12 protein-coding genes are annotated in these 16234 nt (G+C 45.7%); all 12 read left to right on the plus strand.

All coding sequences use genetic code 11. From position 1 onward, the window contains the following. Positions 1–180: 180 nt before the first annotated feature. The 12 genes from rplJ (at position 181) to rplW (ending at position 16233) form a co-directional block, all read left to right on the plus strand. Complete coding sequence (gene rplJ, locus GQ367_RS00245; protein ID WP_215290578.1) at positions 181–678, plus strand: 50S ribosomal protein L10; 498 nt, start codon at positions 181–183, stop codon at positions 676–678. Between the two features lie 51 nt (positions 679–729). Continuing rightward, entirely contained in the window at positions 730–1107 is a 378-nt protein-coding gene (gene rplL, locus GQ367_RS00250) for a 50S ribosomal protein L7/L12 (RefSeq protein ID WP_215290579.1), read from the plus strand. Positions 1108–1305: 198 nt separating this feature from the next. After that, positions 1306–5406 (plus strand): DNA-directed RNA polymerase subunit beta, encoded by a 4101-nt coding sequence (gene rpoB / locus GQ367_RS00255; protein ID WP_215290580.1) that lies wholly within the window; start codon positions 1306–1308, stop codon positions 5404–5406. Between the two features lies 1 nt (position 5407). Continuing rightward, positions 5408–9646 (plus strand): DNA-directed RNA polymerase subunit beta', encoded by a 4239-nt coding sequence (rpoC, locus tag GQ367_RS00260; protein ID WP_215290581.1) that lies wholly within the window; start codon positions 5408–5410, stop codon positions 9644–9646. Between the two features lie 121 nt (positions 9647–9767). Beyond that, positions 9768–10145 carry a 30S ribosomal protein S12 gene (gene rpsL / locus GQ367_RS00265; RefSeq protein WP_215287687.1) on the plus strand — a complete coding sequence of 126 codons (378 nt, stop codon included), beginning with the start codon at positions 9768–9770 and terminating at the stop codon, positions 10143–10145. A 127-nt stretch (positions 10146–10272) separates the two neighbouring features. Beyond that, positions 10273–10743: a 30S ribosomal protein S7 gene (gene rpsG / locus GQ367_RS00270; protein WP_089514988.1), complete on the plus strand. Its 471-nt coding sequence runs from the start codon at positions 10273–10275 to the stop codon at positions 10741–10743. A gap of 24 nt (positions 10744–10767) precedes the next feature. After that, the gene (gene fusA / locus GQ367_RS00275; protein ID WP_215290582.1) at positions 10768–12870 is read left to right on the plus strand and encodes an elongation factor G; all 2103 of its coding nucleotides are present in this window, start codon (positions 10768–10770) and stop codon (positions 12868–12870) included. A 36-nt stretch (positions 12871–12906) separates the two neighbouring features. Further along, the gene (gene tuf, locus GQ367_RS00280) at positions 12907–14097 is read left to right on the plus strand and encodes an elongation factor Tu (RefSeq protein ID WP_215290576.1); all 1191 of its coding nucleotides are present in this window, start codon (positions 12907–12909) and stop codon (positions 14095–14097) included. 93 nt (positions 14098–14190) lie between these two features. Beyond that, a complete protein-coding gene (rpsJ, locus tag GQ367_RS00285) occupies positions 14191–14502 on the plus strand; it encodes a 30S ribosomal protein S10 (RefSeq protein ID WP_011901899.1) in 312 nt (103 codons plus the stop codon). A gap of 137 nt (positions 14503–14639) precedes the next feature. Then, positions 14640–15290: a 50S ribosomal protein L3 gene (gene rplC / locus GQ367_RS00290; protein ID WP_215290583.1), complete on the plus strand. Its 651-nt coding sequence runs from the start codon at positions 14640–14642 to the stop codon at positions 15288–15290. An 11-nt stretch (positions 15291–15301) separates the two neighbouring features. Then, entirely contained in the window at positions 15302–15922 is a 621-nt protein-coding gene (rplD, locus tag GQ367_RS00295; RefSeq protein ID WP_215290584.1) for a 50S ribosomal protein L4, read from the plus strand. Next, a complete protein-coding gene (gene rplW, locus GQ367_RS00300) occupies positions 15919–16233 on the plus strand; it encodes a 50S ribosomal protein L23 (protein WP_215290585.1) in 315 nt (104 codons plus the stop codon). The genes rplD and rplW overlap by 4 nt, the downstream gene beginning before the upstream one ends. The last annotated feature ends 1 nt before the right edge of the window (position 16234 follow it).

Consider the following 16234-nt stretch of genomic DNA (forward strand, 5'->3'; position numbering starts at 1 on the left):
GCTAACAAAAGAACTTTGGGTCAAGCAGAGGGCAACCTTTGCTTGAACATCAAAGACCGTTGGTGAGTTAGAGATAACTCTTAATACTAGAAATAGTGCCAGCGCAGATGGCGATCCTGAAAAGATTTCGCCTGTGTGCAACCCCTAATTGGCAACAGTTAGGTTAATAGGAGTTAAACAGTGCCTTTAAATATGGAAGACAAAAAGGCGGTCGTGGCCGAGGTAAGTGCAGAAGTTGCACAAGCTCAAACCATGGTGCTAGCTGAATACCGCGGTATTCCAGTGGGCGAACTGACTACTCTAAGAGCTCAAGCTCGTGCAAACGGTGTTTACCTTCGCGTTATGAAGAACACTTTGGCACGCCTTGCAGTTCAAGGAACGTCATTCGAATCATTGGCCGGTGAAATGGCTGGTCCGCTTATTTACGGTATCTCCGCAGACCCAGTTGCGTCAGCAAAAGTTTTAAACGACTTTTCAAAGACGCAAGCAGCTTTAGTAATCAAAGCGGGTTCATACAACGGCAAGGTAATGGATGCAGCAGCTGTAAAAGCATTGGCATCTATTCCAGGTCGCAATGAACTTATCGCAATGTTACTTGGCGTTATGCAAGCCCCAGTATCTGGTGCGGCTCGCGTATTGGCAGCGGTTGCAGAAAAGAAAGCTAAAGAAGCTGCGTAATAGCAGTCTCACTTTAATTAACTAAAGAAATTTGAATTAGGAGTTTTAAAAATGGCAGTTACTAAAGACGACATTCTAGAAGCCGTTGGCAATATGTCTGTAATGGACTTGAACGATCTAGTTAAAGCATTTGAAGAAAAATTTGGTGTATCAGCAGCTGCAATGGCTGTTGCTGCTCCTGGTGCAGGTGGTGGTGCTGGTGCCGCTGCTGCTGAGCAATCAGAGTTCACAGTTGTGTTGGCTGAAGCCGGCGCAAACAAAGTGAGCGTGATTAAAGCTGTTCGCGAAATCACTGGTCTTGGCTTGAAAGAAGCTAAAGACTTAGTTGATGGCGCACCAAAACCAGTTAAAGAAGGTGTTGATAAAGCATCTGCTGAAGACGCTAAGAAGAAGCTTGAAGAAGCTGGCGCTAAGGTCGAACTTAAGTAATTGGTTTGATAGGGCAGCGATGCTGCCCGGTTTGCTTAGAAGGCAAACCAGATATTAAAAAAGTTTGGTATCTGGTTTGCCTTCTGATACGACTGCAGAAGGCAAGTTTGGTCGGGTTGTGCACACGCACACCGTCAGCCACGATTGGTAGAGGCCAATCACCAAATCTCTGCTCAGTCGCTTAAATTCGGAGATGACATGTCATATAGTTTCACCGAACGCAAGCGTATCCGTAAAAGCTTCGCTAAGCGCCCTAATAATCACCAAGTACCTTACTTGTTGACAACGCAACTTGAGTCTTATGCAAAATTCTTGCAAGAATCAAGAGGCCCTGCTGACCGTTTAAATGAAGGCTTGCAATCAGCATTCACTTCAATATTCCCTATCGTGTCGAACAATGGTTTCGCTCGCATGGAATTCGTTCAGTACAACCTTTCAACTCCACCGTTTGACGTTAAAGAATGTCAACAACGTGGTTTGACATTCCATTCTGCCTTGCGCGCCAAAGTTCGCTTGATCATCAATGATCGCGAAGCGCCAACAAAAGTAAAAGAAGTAAAAGAGCAAGAAGTCTACATGGGTGAAATTCCTTTGATGACTGATACAGGCTCATTCGTGATCAATGGTACAGAGCGTGTGATTGTTTCTCAGTTGCATCGTTCGCCAGGCGTGTTCTTTGAACACGACAAAGGCAAGACTCACAGCTCAGGAAAATTATTGTTCTCTGCTCGCGTGATTCCTTACCGTGGTTCATGGTTAGACTTCGAGTTTGATCCAAAAGATATTTTGTATTTCCGTATTGACCGTCGTCGCAAGATGCCAGTAACTATTTTGCTTAAAGCAATTGGCATGAACGATGAGCAAATTCTAGAAAACTTCTTCGGCTTTGATAACTTCAAGCTACAAGCTACTGGCGCACAAATGAACTTTGTTGCCGAGCGCTTAAAAGGTGAAGTTGCAAGATTTGATATCACTGATAAAGCTGGCAATGTTGTTATTGCAAAAGACAAGCGTATCAATGCTAAAAACATTCGTGATCTTGAGGCAGTTAAAACAACAACCATCAATGTTCCTGATGATTATTTGATTGGCCGCGTTGTTGCTAAAAACATCGTTGATGGCGACACAGGTGAAGTTCTTGCAACAGCAAACGAAGAAATCACAGAAACTCTTTTGGCTAACTTAAGAGAAGCTGGCGTTAAAGAGTTACAAACAATTTACACGAACGACCTAGATCAAGGCTCATTCATTTCGCAAACATTGCGCATTGATGAAACAGCTGATCAGATGGCTGCACGTATTGCGATTTACCGCATGATGCGTCCTGGTGAGCCTCCAACAGAAGATGCTGTTGAAGCTTTGTTCCAAAGATTGTTCTACAACGAAGATACCTATGATCTTTCACGCGTAGGTCGTATGAAAGTAAATAGCCGTTTAAATCGTCCAGTGATGGAAGGTTTGATGGTTCTTTCAAACGAAGACATCTTGGACACAATCAAGTTATTGGTTGACTTAAGAAACGGTAAAGGCGAAGTAGACGACATCGATCACTTGGGTAATCGTCGTGTGCGTTGCGTTGGTGAGTTGGCAGAAAACCAATTCCGCGCCGGTTTGTCACGTGTAGAGCGCGCAGTTAAAGAGCGTTTGGGTCAAGCTGAAACAGAAAACTTGATGCCTCATGACTTGATTAACAGCAAGCCAATTTCTTCAGCAATTCGTGAGTTCTTCGGTTCTTCACAATTGTCACAGTTTATGGATCAGACAAACCCATTGTCAGAGATCACGCACAAGCGTCGTATTTCAGCATTGGGCCCTGGTGGTTTGACACGTGAGCGTGCAGGTTTCGAAGTTCGCGACGTTCATCCAACGCACTATGGTCGTGTATGTCCGATTGAAACACCAGAGGGTCCAAACATTGGTTTGATCAACTCTTTGGCTTTGTTTGCTCGCTTGAATGAGCATGGTTTCTTGGAAACACCATACCGTAAAGTTGTTAATAGCAAGGTAACTGATCAAGTTGATTATTTGTCAGCTATTGAAGAAGCCAAATACGTGATTGCTCAGGCAAACGCATCAATTGATAAAACTGGCAAATTAACGGATGAATTAGTTTCATCACGTGAAGCTGGCGAAACAATGATGGTGAGCCCAGAGCGCATTCAGTACATTGACGTGGCGCCAAGCCAGATCGTTTCTGCTGCTGCATCACTTGTTCCATTCTTAGAGCACGACGACGCAAACCGTGCGTTGATGGGTGCGAACATGCAACGTCAAGCGGTACCATGTTTGCGCGCAACGAAGCCATTGGTAGGTACTGGCTTAGAGCGCACAGTGGCAGTTGACTCAGGCACTGTCGTAATGGCAACTCGTGGTGGTAAGGTTGATTACGCCGATGCTAACCGTATCGTGATTCGTGTGAATGACGAAGAAACTGCGGCTGGCGAAGTGGGTGTTGATATTTACAACCTCATCAAGTACACACGTTCAAACCAAAACACAAACATCAATCAGCGCCCAATCGTTAAAGTTGGTGACATTGTTGATCGCGGCGACGTGATTGCTGATGGCGCATCAACTGATTTGGGTGAGTTGGCTTTGGGTCAAAACATGGTTGTTGCATTTATGCCATGGAACGGCTACAACTTCGAAGACTCAATTTTGATCTCTGAAAAAGTTGTTGCTGATGATCGCTACACATCAATTCACATCGAGGAATTATCTGTAGTTGCTCGTGACACAAAACTAGGCCCTGAAGAAATCACACGCGACATCTCAAACTTGGCTGAAACACAGTTAAGCCGTTTGGATGACAGCGGTATCACTTACATTGGTGCTGAAGTTGAAGCTGGTGACGTATTGGTTGGTAAGGTAACGCCAAAAGGCGAAACACAGCTAACCCCAGAAGAAAAACTTTTGCGCGCCATTTTTGGTGAAAAAGCATCCGACGTTAAAGACACTTCATTGCGCGTGCCTTCAGGCATGACAGGTACAGTGATTGACGTGCAAGTATTCACACGCGAAGGTATTGAGCGTGACGTGCGTGCACAATCAATCATTGATGAAGAGCTAAAGCGTTATCGCTTGGATCTAAATGACCAGTTGCGCATCGTTGAAGGTGATGCATTCAGTCGTTTAGAAAAATTGTTGCTTAACAAGGTAGCTAATGGCGGCCCTAAGAAGTTGGCAAAAGGTACAAAGATCACCAAGGATTACTTGGCAGATCTTGAGAAATATCACTGGTTTGATATTCGTCCAGCCGATGAAGATGTTGCTGCTCAATTAGAAGCTATTAAAGAAGCTATTGAAGCTAAGCGCACACAGTTCGATCAAGACTTTGAAGAGAAGCGCAAGAAGTTGACTCAAGGTGATGAGTTGGCTCCAGGCGTGATCAAGATGGTCAAGGTTTACTTGGCGGTTAAGCGTCGCTTGCAGCCTGGTGACAAGATGGCTGGTCGTCACGGTAACAAGGGTGTGGTTTCAAAGATCACTCCAGTAGAAGACATGCCTTACATGGCTGATGGCTCACCAGTTGATATCGTGTTGAACCCATTGGGTGTTCCATCACGTATGAACGTTGGACAGATCCTAGAGGTTCACTTGGGATGGGCTGCGCTTGGTATTGGTAAGCGCATTCAAGAGATGCTAAAAGCTCAAGCGAAAGCAGAGCAATTGCGTAAGTTCTTGAAGCAGCTTTATAACGAAACTGGTCGTGTAGAAGATTTAGACAGCTTCACAGATGAGCAAATTCTTGAGTTGGCAAACAACTTAAGAGACGGCGCTCCATTTGCAACGCCAGTCTTTGATGGTGCAACAGAAGGTGAAATTGCCAAGATGTTAGAAATGGCATACCCAGCAGAAGTTGCGAAGAATCTATCAATGACTCCTTCACGTCAACAGATCACTTTGTTTGACGGAAGAACAGGCGAAGCGTTTGAAAGATCTGTAACAGTTGGTGTGATGCACGTCTTGAAACTTCACCACTTGGTGGATGACAAGATGCACGCTCGTTCTACAGGCCCTTACTCATTAGTAACGCAGCAGCCATTGGGCGGTAAAGCTCAATTCGGTGGCCAGCGTTTCGGTGAGATGGAAGTTTGGGCTTTGGAAGCCTACGGCGCATCTTATGTGTTGCAGGAAATGCTCACAGTTAAGTCAGATGACGTTAACGGTAGAACCAAAGTTTACGAAAACATCGTCAAGGGTGAGCACAGCATTGATGCTGGCATGCCTGAGTCCTTTAACGTGCTGGTAAAAGAAATCCGCTCGTTAGGTATCGATATCGACATGGAGCGCAGCTAATATGAAAGCATTGCTAGATCTATTTAAGCAGACGCATGGCGAAGAGCAGTTTGACGCCATTAAGATTGGTTTAGCTTCACCAGAAAAGATCCGTTCTTGGTCTTTTGGTGAAGTTCGTAAACCAGAAACAATTAACTATCGTACTTTCAAGCCTGAGCGCGACGGTCTTTTCTGTGCCAAGATTTTTGGCCCAATCAAAGATTACGAATGCTTATGCGGTAAGTACAAGCGCCTCAAATATCGCGGTGTGATTTGCGAGAAGTGCGGCGTTGAAGTGACATTGGCCAAAGTGCGTCGTGAGCGCATGGGTCATATTGAATTAGCAGCTCCTGTTGCGCACATTTGGTTCTTGAAATCATTGCCATCTCGTTTGGGCATGGTTTTGGACATGACCTTGCGTGATATCGAGCGCGTTTTGTACTTCGAAGCATATGTGATTGTTGATGCAGGCTTAACACCTGAAGGCGCAATGCGCCGTGGTCAGATCATGTCTGAAGACGAGTACTACGCCAAGTTAGAAGAGTTTGGTGACGGTGCTTTCACGGCCATCATGGGTGCTGAAGGTGTTCGTGAGTTACTACGCTCTATCGACATCGATCGTGAAGTTGAAGTGTTGCGTGCCGATTTGAAAGCAACTGGCAGCGAAGCAAAAATTAAGAAGTTTGCTAAGCGTCTAAAAGTGCTTGAGGCATTCCAGCGCTCTGGCATCAAGCCTGACTGGATGATCTTGGAAGTGTTGCCAGTATTGCCGCCTGAATTGCGCCCATTGGTGCCATTGGACGGCGGTCGTTTTGCAACATCTGACTTGAACGATTTGTATCGTCGCGTGATTAACCGTAACAACCGCTTGAAGCGTTTGTTAGAGTTGCGCGCTCCAGAAATCATCGTGCGTAACGAAAAGCGCATGCTACAAGAAGCAGTGGATTCACTATTGGATAACGGTCGTCGCGGTAAAGCCATGACTGGTGCCAATAAGCGTCCATTGAAGTCTTTGGCAGAGATGATCAAAGGTAAGGGTGGCCGTTTCCGTCAAAACTTGTTAGGTAAGCGCGTTGACTACTCTGGTCGTTCAGTGATCGTGGTTGGTCCAACACTTAAGTTACATCAGTGCGGTTTGCCAAAATTGATGGCCCTTGAATTATTCAAGCCATTCATTTTTAACAAACTAGAAACATTGGGCATTGCTACAACAATCAAAGCTGCTAAGAAAGAAGTAGAGAACCAAACGCCAATCGTTTGGGACATCTTAGAAGAAGTGATTCGCGAGCATCCAGTGATGTTGAACCGTGCGCCAACATTGCACCGCTTAGGTATTCAAGCGTTTGAGCCAATGTTGATCGAAGGTAAAGCTATTCAGTTGCACCCACTTGTTTGCGCGGCATTCAACGCCGACTTCGACGGTGACCAAATGGCTGTTCACGTTCCATTGTCTTTGGAAGCTCAGATGGAGGCTCGCACATTGATGTTGGCTTCAAACAACATCTTGTTCCCAGCCAACGGTGAACCTTCAATTGTTCCATCTCAAGATATCGTTTTGGGCTTGTACTACACAACACGCGAGGCAATTAATGCCAAGGGTGAAGGTATGACATTTGCCGATATCAGCGAAGTGATTCGCGCTTATGAAAATAAGCAAGTTGAGTTGGCCACTCGCATTGCAGTTCGTATCACTGAATATGATTTGGTTGATAAAGAAGCAGAAGGCGATGCACGCTTTGCTAAGAAAGTGACTTTGCGTCACACAACAGTGGGTCGTGCGATGTTGTCAGAGATTTTGCCTAAAGGCATGTCATTTGACAGCATTAACAAAGCGCTTAAGAAGAAAGAAATTTCTCGCTTGATTAACTTGTCATTCCGTCGTTGCGGTTTGAGAGAAACAGTAATTTTTGCTGACAAACTATTGCAGTCTGGTTTCCGTTTGGCAACTCGTGCTGGTATCTCCATTGCGATTGACGACATGTTGATCCCTGCTCAGAAGGAAACAATTATTTCTGAAGCGGCCGGTAAAGTTAAAGAGTATGACAAGCAATTTATGTCAGGCTTGGTAACTAACCAAGAGCGTTATAACAACGTGGTTGATATTTGGGGTGCTGCTGGTGATCAGGTCGGTAAGGCCATGATGGAGCAGTTGTCTCAAGAAAACGTTGTTGATCGTCACGGTAAAACAGTTAAGCAAGAATCTTTCAACGCTATTTACATGATGGCTGACTCTGGTGCGCGTGGTTCTGCTGCTCAGATTCGTCAGTTGGCTGGTATGCGTGGTTTGATGGCTAAGCCAGATGGCTCAATCATTGAAACACCGATTACGGCTAACTTCCGTGAAGGCTTGAACGTTCTTCAGTACTTCATCTCAACACACGGTGCACGTAAAGGTTTGGCTGACACTGCTTTGAAGACAGCTAACTCTGGTTACTTGACTCGTCGTTTGGTGGATGTGACTCAAGACTTGGTAGTTCTTGATGATGATTGCGGTACAACTAATGGCGTTTCAATGAAGGCCTTGGTTGAGGGTGGCGAGGTGATTGAGCCATTGAGCGATCGTATCTTGGGTCGTGTGTGTATCGGTGATGTTGTTAATCCGGACACACAAGAAACTATCATCGTTGACGGCACAATGTTGACTGAAGATGACGTTGAGTTGATTGACTCATTGGGTATCGATGAAGTTAAAGTTCGTACGCCATTGTCATGTGCAACACGTTTTGGTTTATGCGCGAAGTGTTATGGCCGTGACTTAGGTCGTGGCACGATGGTGAACTCTGGTGAGGCAGTTGGTGTGATCGCTGCTCAATCAATTGGTGAGCCAGGCACACAGTTAACAATGCGTACATTCCACATCGGTGGTGCTGCGTCACGTGCTGCTGTTGCGAATAACGTTGAAGCAAAATCAAACGGTATTTTGCGCTTCACGCCAACAATGCGTTTTGTAACAAATGCTAAAGGTGAGCAGATTGTTATTTCACGTTCAGGCGAAGCGTTGATCACTGATGACAATAGTCGTGAGCGTGAGCGTCACAAGGTTCCTTACGGTGCTACGTTGACGCTTAAAGAAGGTGCCACTATCAAGGCCGGCGCAACTTTGGCAACTTGGGATCCGTTGACTCGTCCAATCATTACTGAGTACTCAGGCGTGGTTCGCTTTGAAAACGTTGAAGAAGGTGTGACAGTTGCTAAGCAGGTTGACGAAGTAACTGGCTTGTCTACTTTGGTTGTTATTGATGGTAAGCGTCGAAGTGCAGCAGCAAAGGGTGTTCGCCCAATGATTCGCTTGTACGATGCAGCTGGCGCTGAAGTTCTTATCGCTGGTACAGATCATCCAGTAACCATCGGTTTACAAGTGGGTGCTTTGATCACTGTGAAAGATGGTCAAACAGTTCACGTTGGTGAAGTGTTGGCGCGTATTCCAATCGAAGCGCAAAAGACACGAGACATCACGGGTGGTTTGCCACGTGTGGCAGAACTATTCGAAGCTCGTTCACCAAAAGATGCAGCCATCTTGGCGAAAGTAACAGGTACAGTTTCTTTCGGTAAAGAAACCAAAGGTAAGCAACGTCTTGTTATCACAGACATGGACGGCGAATCTCATGAGTTCTTGATCCCTAAAGAGAAGCAAATCTTGGTTCACGACGGTCAAGTTGTGAACAAGGGTGAAATGATTGTTGAGGGTCCTGCTGATCCACACGATATTCTTCGCTTGAAGGGTATCGAAGAGTTGGCAACCTACATCGTTGATGAAGTTCAAGACGTTTATCGTTTGCAAGGCGTGAAGATTAACGACAAGCACATTGAAGTGATTGTTCGTCAAATGTTGCGTCGCGTTCAAATCACCGACGCAGCCGATACGAAATTCATCACTGGTGAACAAGTTGAACGATCAGATATGTTGGATGAAAACGACCGCATGATTGCGGAAGGTAAGCGTCCAGCGTTGTATGACAACGTTCTATTGGGTATTACAAAAGCATCATTGTCTACAGACAGCTTCATTTCTGCTGCTTCCTTCCAGGAAACAACCAGAGTTCTTACTGAAGCCGCCATCATGGGCAAAGTTGATACGCTTCGTGGTCTCAAAGAAAACGTCATCATTGGGCGCCTCATTCCTGCCGGTACCGGTTTGGCCTACCGTCGTGCACGTAAAGTACGCGAACAGTTGGACCGTGAACGTGCGGAAATGATTGCTGCTGAAGAGGCTAAATCTGAAGAAATCGTGGATTTAGAACCTACAGGAGAGGCTGAATAAGGCCAAAAAGGACAAAATAGACCTAAAAAGTCAGCTTTTGCCGTCTTGACGGCAGGAGCTGACCGGTCTAGAATGTTGAGTTCTTCGCAAACCGCAGAATTTTCTGCTTTGAAAGTAAGCTATGCCAACAATTAATCAATTACTTAGAAGTCCCCGTACTTCTGAGATCGTAAAAAGTAAGAGCCCTGCGCTTGAGAACTGTCCTCAGCGCCGTGGCGTATGTACTCGCGTATACACAACTACTCCAAAAAAGCCTAACTCGGCTTTGCGTAAAGTAGCCAAGGTACGCTTGACTAATGGATTTGAAGTGATTTCCTACATTGGTGGTGAAGGCCACAACTTGCAGGAACACTCAGTGGTTCTTATCCGCGGTGGTCGTGTGAAAGACTTGCCAGGTGTGCGTTATCACATCGTGCGTGGTTCACTTGACTTGCAAGGCGTTAAAGACCGTAAGCAATCTCGCTCCAAGTATGGTGCGAAGCGCGCTAAGAAAGCTTAATAGCTTTTTTACGCAAGTAGCAAGCTCAATTGGAGCTTGCTAAGTAAGTGGTTACTTCGGATCAATTGTGATCTAGTTGAGTAACTTTGAGGAATGGTCCTCTAACTGAATAAAATTAGGAGTTGTAATGCCGCGTCGTCGCGAAGTACCCAAGCGTGAAATTCTTCCGGATCCAAAATTTGGAAACGTTGAAGTTGCTAAATTCATGAACGTTTTGATGTTGGATGGTAAAAAATCCGTTGCAGAACGTATCGTTTATGGCGCTTTCGAGCACATCGAAAAGAAAGCCAACAAAGAACCCCTAGAAGTATTTTCAATCGCCATGGGCAACGTTAAGCCTGTGGTTGAGGTGAAGAGCCGTCGTGTTGGTGGTGCAAACTACCAGGTGCCTGTTGAGGTACGTCCATCACGTCGTTTGGCTTTGGCTATGCGTTGGTTGCGTGAAGCAGCTAAGAAGCGTGGCGAAAAATCAATGGCTCAGCGTCTTGCTAATGAATTGATCGAAGCGTCTGAAGGACGTGGCGGTGCGATGAAGAAGCGTGATGAAGTTCACCGTATGGCAGAAGCTAACAAAGCTTTCTCTCATTTCCGTTTCTAACAGCTCAGAAAAGACGAGGATAAAGTGGCACGTAAAACCCCTATTGAGCGTTATCGTAACATTGGTATTTCTGCGCACATTGACGCAGGAAAAACGACAACAACAGAACGTATTTTGTTTTATACCGGCGTTAATCACAAGATTGGCGAAGTTCATGATGGCGCAGCTACCATGGACTGGATGGAACAAGAACAAGAGCGCGGCATCACCATTACTTCAGCGGCTACAACAGCCTTCTGGAAGGGTATGGCTGGTAACTATCCAGAGCACCGCGTTAACATCATTGACACACCGGGTCACGTAGACTTCACTATCGAAGTTGAGCGCTCAATGCGCGTGTTGGACGGTGCTTGCATGGTTTACTGTGCTGTGGGTGGTGTTCAGCCACAATCAGAAACAGTATGGCGTCAAGCAAACAAGTACAAAGTTCCACGTTTAGCATTTGTGAACAAGATGGACCGTACTGGTGCAAACTTTTTCAAGGTTTACGATCAAATGCGTTTGCGTTTGAAAGCAAACCCAATTCCAGTTCAGATTCCTATCGGTGCAGAAGAAAACTTCAAAGGTGTTGTTGACCTAGTGAAGATGAAAGCTATCTTCTGGGATGAGGCATCACAAGGTACTAAGTTCACTTACGAAGACATTCCTGCAGAATTGCAAGCCAGCGCTGAAGAGTGGCGCGAGAAAATGGTTGAAGCTGCTGCTGAGTCATCAGAAGATTTGATGAATAAGTATTTGGGTGGCGAAGCGTTAACTGAAGAAGAAATCAAAACAGCATTGCGTGCTCGCACGATTGCCAGCGAAATTGTTCCAATGATGTGCGGTACTGCATTTAAGAACAAGGGCGTTCAAGCGATGTTGGATGCTGTGATCGATTACATGCCTTCACCAATCGACATTCCACCTGTAACAGGCGAATTAGAAGACGGCACACAAGGCGAGCGTAGAGCTGCTGATGATGAGAAATTCTCTGCATTGGCATTCAAGATCATGACAGACCCATTCGTTGGTCAGTTAATTTTCTTCCGCGTTTATTCTGGTGTTGTTAAATCAGGTGACACTGTTTACAACCCGATCAAAGGTAAGAAAGAGCGTCTAGGTCGTATTCTTCAGATGCACGCTAACCAACGTGAAGAAATTAAAGAAGTTCATGCTGGCGATATCGCTGCTGCGGTTGGTTTGAAAGAAGCAACAACAGGTGAAACTCTTTGTGATCCAGACAGCGTGATTGTTTTGGAGCGCATGGTGTTCCCAGAGCCAGTGATTTCTCAAGCGGTTGAGCCAAAGACAAAGGCTGACCAAGAGAAGATGGGCTTGGCATTGAATCGTTTAGCACAAGAAGATCCTTCATTCCGCGTTAAGACTGACGAAGAATCTGGCCAAACAATTATTTCCGGTATGGGTGAGTTGCACTTGGAAATTTTGGTTGACCGTATGAAGCGTGAGTTTGGTGTTGAAGCAACTGTTGGTAAGCCACAGGTTGCCTACCGCGAAACAATCCGCAAGGTTTGCGAAGAAGTTGAAGGTAAGTTTGTTAAGCAATCTGGTGGTCGTGGTCAGTATGGTCACGTTGTGTTGAAGTTGGAGCCACAAGAGCCAGGTAAAGGTTTTGAGTTCGTTGACGCTATCAAGGGCGGTGTGGTTCCTCGTGAATACATTCCAGCGGTTGATAAAGGTATTCAAGAAACATTGAACAATGGTGTGCTAGCTGGTTACCCAGTGGTCGACATCAAAGCAACATTGTTCTTCGGTTCATACCATGACGTTGACTCAAACGAGAATGCTTTCAGAATGGCCGGTTCAATGGCGTTCAAAGAAGGTATGCGCAGAGCTAGCCCAGTATTGCTAGAGCCAATGATGTCTGTTGAAGTTGAAACTCCAGAAGACTTCATGGGTAACGTAATGGGTGACCTATCTTCACGTCGCGGTATTTTGCAAGGTATGGATGACATTCCTGGCGGCGGCAAGATTGTTCGCGCTGAAGTGCCTTTGGCTGAGATGTTTGGTTATTCAACAGGTTTACGTTCATTGACTCAAGGTCGTGCAACATACACCATGGAATTCAAACATTATTCTGAGGCTCCAAAGAACGTGGCTGACGCAGTGATTGCTGCAAAGTCTAAGTAATTTTAATTAACAATTATTTGAATTAGAGGCTGAAAAATGGCAAAAGAGAAATTTGAGCGGACAAAACCGCACGTAAACGTAGGCACAATTGGTCACGTTGACCACGGTAAAACAACATTGACTGCAGCGATCGCTACAGTGTTGTCAGCGAAGTTTGGTGGCGAAGCAAAAGCTTACGACCAGATCGATGCTGCACCAGAAGAGAAGGCACGCGGTATTACGATTAATACAGCGCACGTTGAGTACGAGACAGCAAACCGTCACTACGCACACGTTGACTGCCCAGGTCACGCTGACTACGTTAAGAACATGATTACTGGTGCTGCTCAGATGGACGGCGCTATTTTGGTTGTGTCTGCTGCAGACGGTCCTATGCCACAAACACGTGAGCACATCTTGTTGGCACGCCAGGTTGGTGTTCCATACATCATCGTGTTCATGAACAAGTGCGACATGGTTGACGATGCAGAATTGTTAGAGCTAGTAGAAATGGAAGTTCGCGAACTGTTGTCTAAGTACGACTTCCCAGGCGATGACACACCAATCGTTAAAGGTTCAGCAAAGTTGGCGCTTGAGGGCGACAAAGGTGCGTTGGGTGAAGAGGCCATCATGAAGTTGGCTGAAGCATTGGACACATACATTCCAACACCAGAGCGTGCTGTTGATGGCGCGTTCTTGATGCCAGTTGAAGATGTGTTCTCTATTTCTGGTCGCGGTACAGTTGTGACTGGTCGTATCGAGCGCGGTATTGTTAAGGTTGGTGAAGAGATCGAGATCATCGGTATCAAGCCAACATTGAAGACAACATGTACAGGCGTTGAGATGTTCCGTAAGTTGTTAGACCAAGGTCAAGCTGGTGACAACGTGGGTATCTTGTTGCGCGGTACAAAGCGTGAAGAAGTTGAGCGTGGTCAAGTATTGGCTAAGCCAGGTTCTATTACGCCACACACACACTTCACAGCTGAAGTGTATGTGTTGAGCAAAGACGAAGGTGGTCGTCACACACCATTCTTCAACAACTACCGTCCACAGTTCTACTTCCGTACAACGGACGTAACAGGTTCAATCGAATTGCCGAAAGACAAAGAGATGGTGATGCCTGGTGATAACGTGACAATTACAGTTAAGTTGATCGCTCCGATCGCGATGGAAGAAGGTCTCCGTTTTGCGATCCGTGAAGGTGGCCGTACTGTAGGCGCTGGTGTTGTTGCTAAAGTTTTAGATTAATTAGTTTTGCAGAAAACGGTGACGTGAATGTTGCACGTCACCGCGCTCTTTAGTTATATCGCGACAACATCGCACTGCTCTTTAGGATAAAAAATGCAAAATCAGAAAATTCGTATTAGATTAAAAGCTTTTGACTATCGTTTGATCGATCAGTCAGCTGCTGAAATCGTTGACACAGCCAAGCGCACTGGTGCGGTTGTTAAGGGTCCAGTACCTTTGCCAACACGTATTGAGCGTTTTGACATCCTACGTTCACCACACGTTAACAAGACTTCACGTGATCAATTAGAGATCCGCACACATTTGCGTTTGATGGATATCGTTGATCCTACTGAAAAAACTGTTGATGCGTTGATGAAGTTGGATCTTCCAGCTGGTGTAGACGTAGAAATTAAGCTTCAGTAAGCAAAAAAGGCTATTGCAGGGCCCAAAAAAAGGCGCTACAATAGTCGGCTTTCCAGAAATATCTGGAAAAAGTAGTAAAAAAGTAATATTTATATAAATTTCCGCTGACCAATCGTAGTCGGCATTGGAGTAATGATATGAGCCTAGGCTTAATCGGCCGTAAGGTCGGCATGACCCGCCTCTTCACAGAAGAGGGTGATGCTGTGCCGGTCACAGTTATCGACGTAAGCGATAACCGCATTGCGCAAGTTAAAACCGAGGAAACTGACGGCTATACAGCTGTACAGTTGGCATTTGGAACTCGCCGTGCTTCACGCGTTGTAAAACCTCAAGCTGGTCACTATGCAAAAGCAGGTGTATTGGCAGGTAGCGCACTTAATGAATTCCGTATTGACGCAGCTAAAGCTGGTGAGCTTAAGGTTGGCGACATTATTGGTCTTGATACATTTGCCGTTGGTCAAAAAGTTGACGTGCAAGGTACCACGATTGGTAAGGGTTACGCCGGTACCATCAAGCGTTATCACTTCGCTTCAGGTCGTGCTTCACACGGTAACTCACGTTCACACAACGTTCCTGGCTCAATCGGTATGGCCCAGGACCCAGGTCGTGTTTTCCCAGGTAAGCGCATGACAGGCCACTTGGGTGACGTGACACGCACAGTTCAAAATCTTGAAGTTGCTCGTATCGATGCAGAACGCAAATTGCTCTTGATCAAAGGTGCAGTTCCAGGTTCTCGCGGCGGCAAAGTCATCATCACACCAGCAGTGAAAACTGCTGCTGCTAAATAAGGGGCCCGCACATGGAATTAAAGCTCCTACAAGCTGACGGAAAACTGGGCGCAGGCGTTTCTGCTTCACCAGAAGTTTTCGAGCGTGAATATAACGAAGCATTGATTCACCAGATCGTTGTTGCATATCAAGCCAACGCTCGCAGTGGTAATCGTGCTCAAAAAGACCGTGAACAAGTTAAACATACAACGAAGAAGCCATGGCGCCAAAAAGGCACAGGCCGTGCTCGTGCTGGTATGTCATCTTCACCATTGTGGCGCGGGGGTGGTCGTATATTCCCTAACTCACCTGAAGAAAACTTTTCACACAAAGTTAACAAGAAGATGTATCGCGCAGGTATGCGTTCAATCTTGTCTCAGTTGGCACGCGAAGGTCGCTTAAACATCGTTGAGAGTTTCTCAGTTGAAGCGCCTAAGACTAAGTTGTTGGCTGAAAAAGTTAAAGCAATGGGCTTGGAGTCAGTATTGATCATCGCCGACAAGGTTGATGAAAACTTGTACTTGGCTTCACGTAACTTGCATAAAGTTGGCGTAGTTGAAGCGCAGCATGCGGATCCACTTTCATTAATTCACTTCCAAAAAGTGTTGATCTTGAAATCTGCAGTTGCTCAAATTGAGGAGATGCTCAAATGATCGCTACACGTAAAAATGATCATCGCTTGATGCAAGTATTGGTTGGCCCAGTGATTTCTGAAAAAGCAACAATGGTTGCAGATAAGAATGAACAAGTGGTTTTCCAAGTGATGCGCGATGCAAACAAATTAGAAATCAAAGCTGCTGTTGAATTGTTATTCAAAGTAGAGGTGGAGTCTGTTCAGGTGGTTAATCAAAAAGGTAAAGCAAAGCGCTTTGGCCGTTTTGAAGGTCGCCGCAATCACACCAAGAAGGCTTATGTTTGTTTGAAGCCTGGTCAAGAAATTAATTTTGAAGCGGAGGCAAATTAAT

Source organism: Polynucleobacter sp. MWH-CaK5 (genome assembly GCF_018687615.1).
In the GTDB taxonomy this organism is placed as follows: domain Bacteria; phylum Pseudomonadota; class Gammaproteobacteria; order Burkholderiales; family Burkholderiaceae; genus Polynucleobacter.

Coding starts and splice junctions, on each gene's coding strand:
- rplC (WP_215290583.1), top strand. CDS start 14,640: ATGAGCCTAGGCTTAATCGGCCGTAAGGTCGGCATGACCCGCCTCTTC.
- rpoC (WP_215290581.1), top strand. CDS start 5,408: ATGAAAGCATTGCTAGATCTATTTAAGCAGACGCATGGCGAAGAGCAG.
- rpsG (WP_089514988.1), top strand. CDS start 10,273: ATGCCGCGTCGTCGCGAAGTACCCAAGCGTGAAATTCTTCCGGATCCA.
- rpsL (WP_215287687.1), top strand. CDS start 9,768: ATGCCAACAATTAATCAATTACTTAGAAGTCCCCGTACTTCTGAGATC.
- rpsJ (WP_011901899.1), top strand. CDS start 14,191: ATGCAAAATCAGAAAATTCGTATTAGATTAAAAGCTTTTGACTATCGT.
- rplW (WP_215290585.1), top strand. CDS start 15,919: ATGATCGCTACACGTAAAAATGATCATCGCTTGATGCAAGTATTGGTT.
- rpoB (WP_215290580.1), top strand. CDS start 1,306: ATGTCATATAGTTTCACCGAACGCAAGCGTATCCGTAAAAGCTTCGCT.
- tuf (WP_215290576.1), top strand. CDS start 12,907: ATGGCAAAAGAGAAATTTGAGCGGACAAAACCGCACGTAAACGTAGGC.
- rplL (WP_215290579.1), top strand. CDS start 730: ATGGCAGTTACTAAAGACGACATTCTAGAAGCCGTTGGCAATATGTCT.
- rplD (WP_215290584.1), top strand. CDS start 15,302: ATGGAATTAAAGCTCCTACAAGCTGACGGAAAACTGGGCGCAGGCGTT.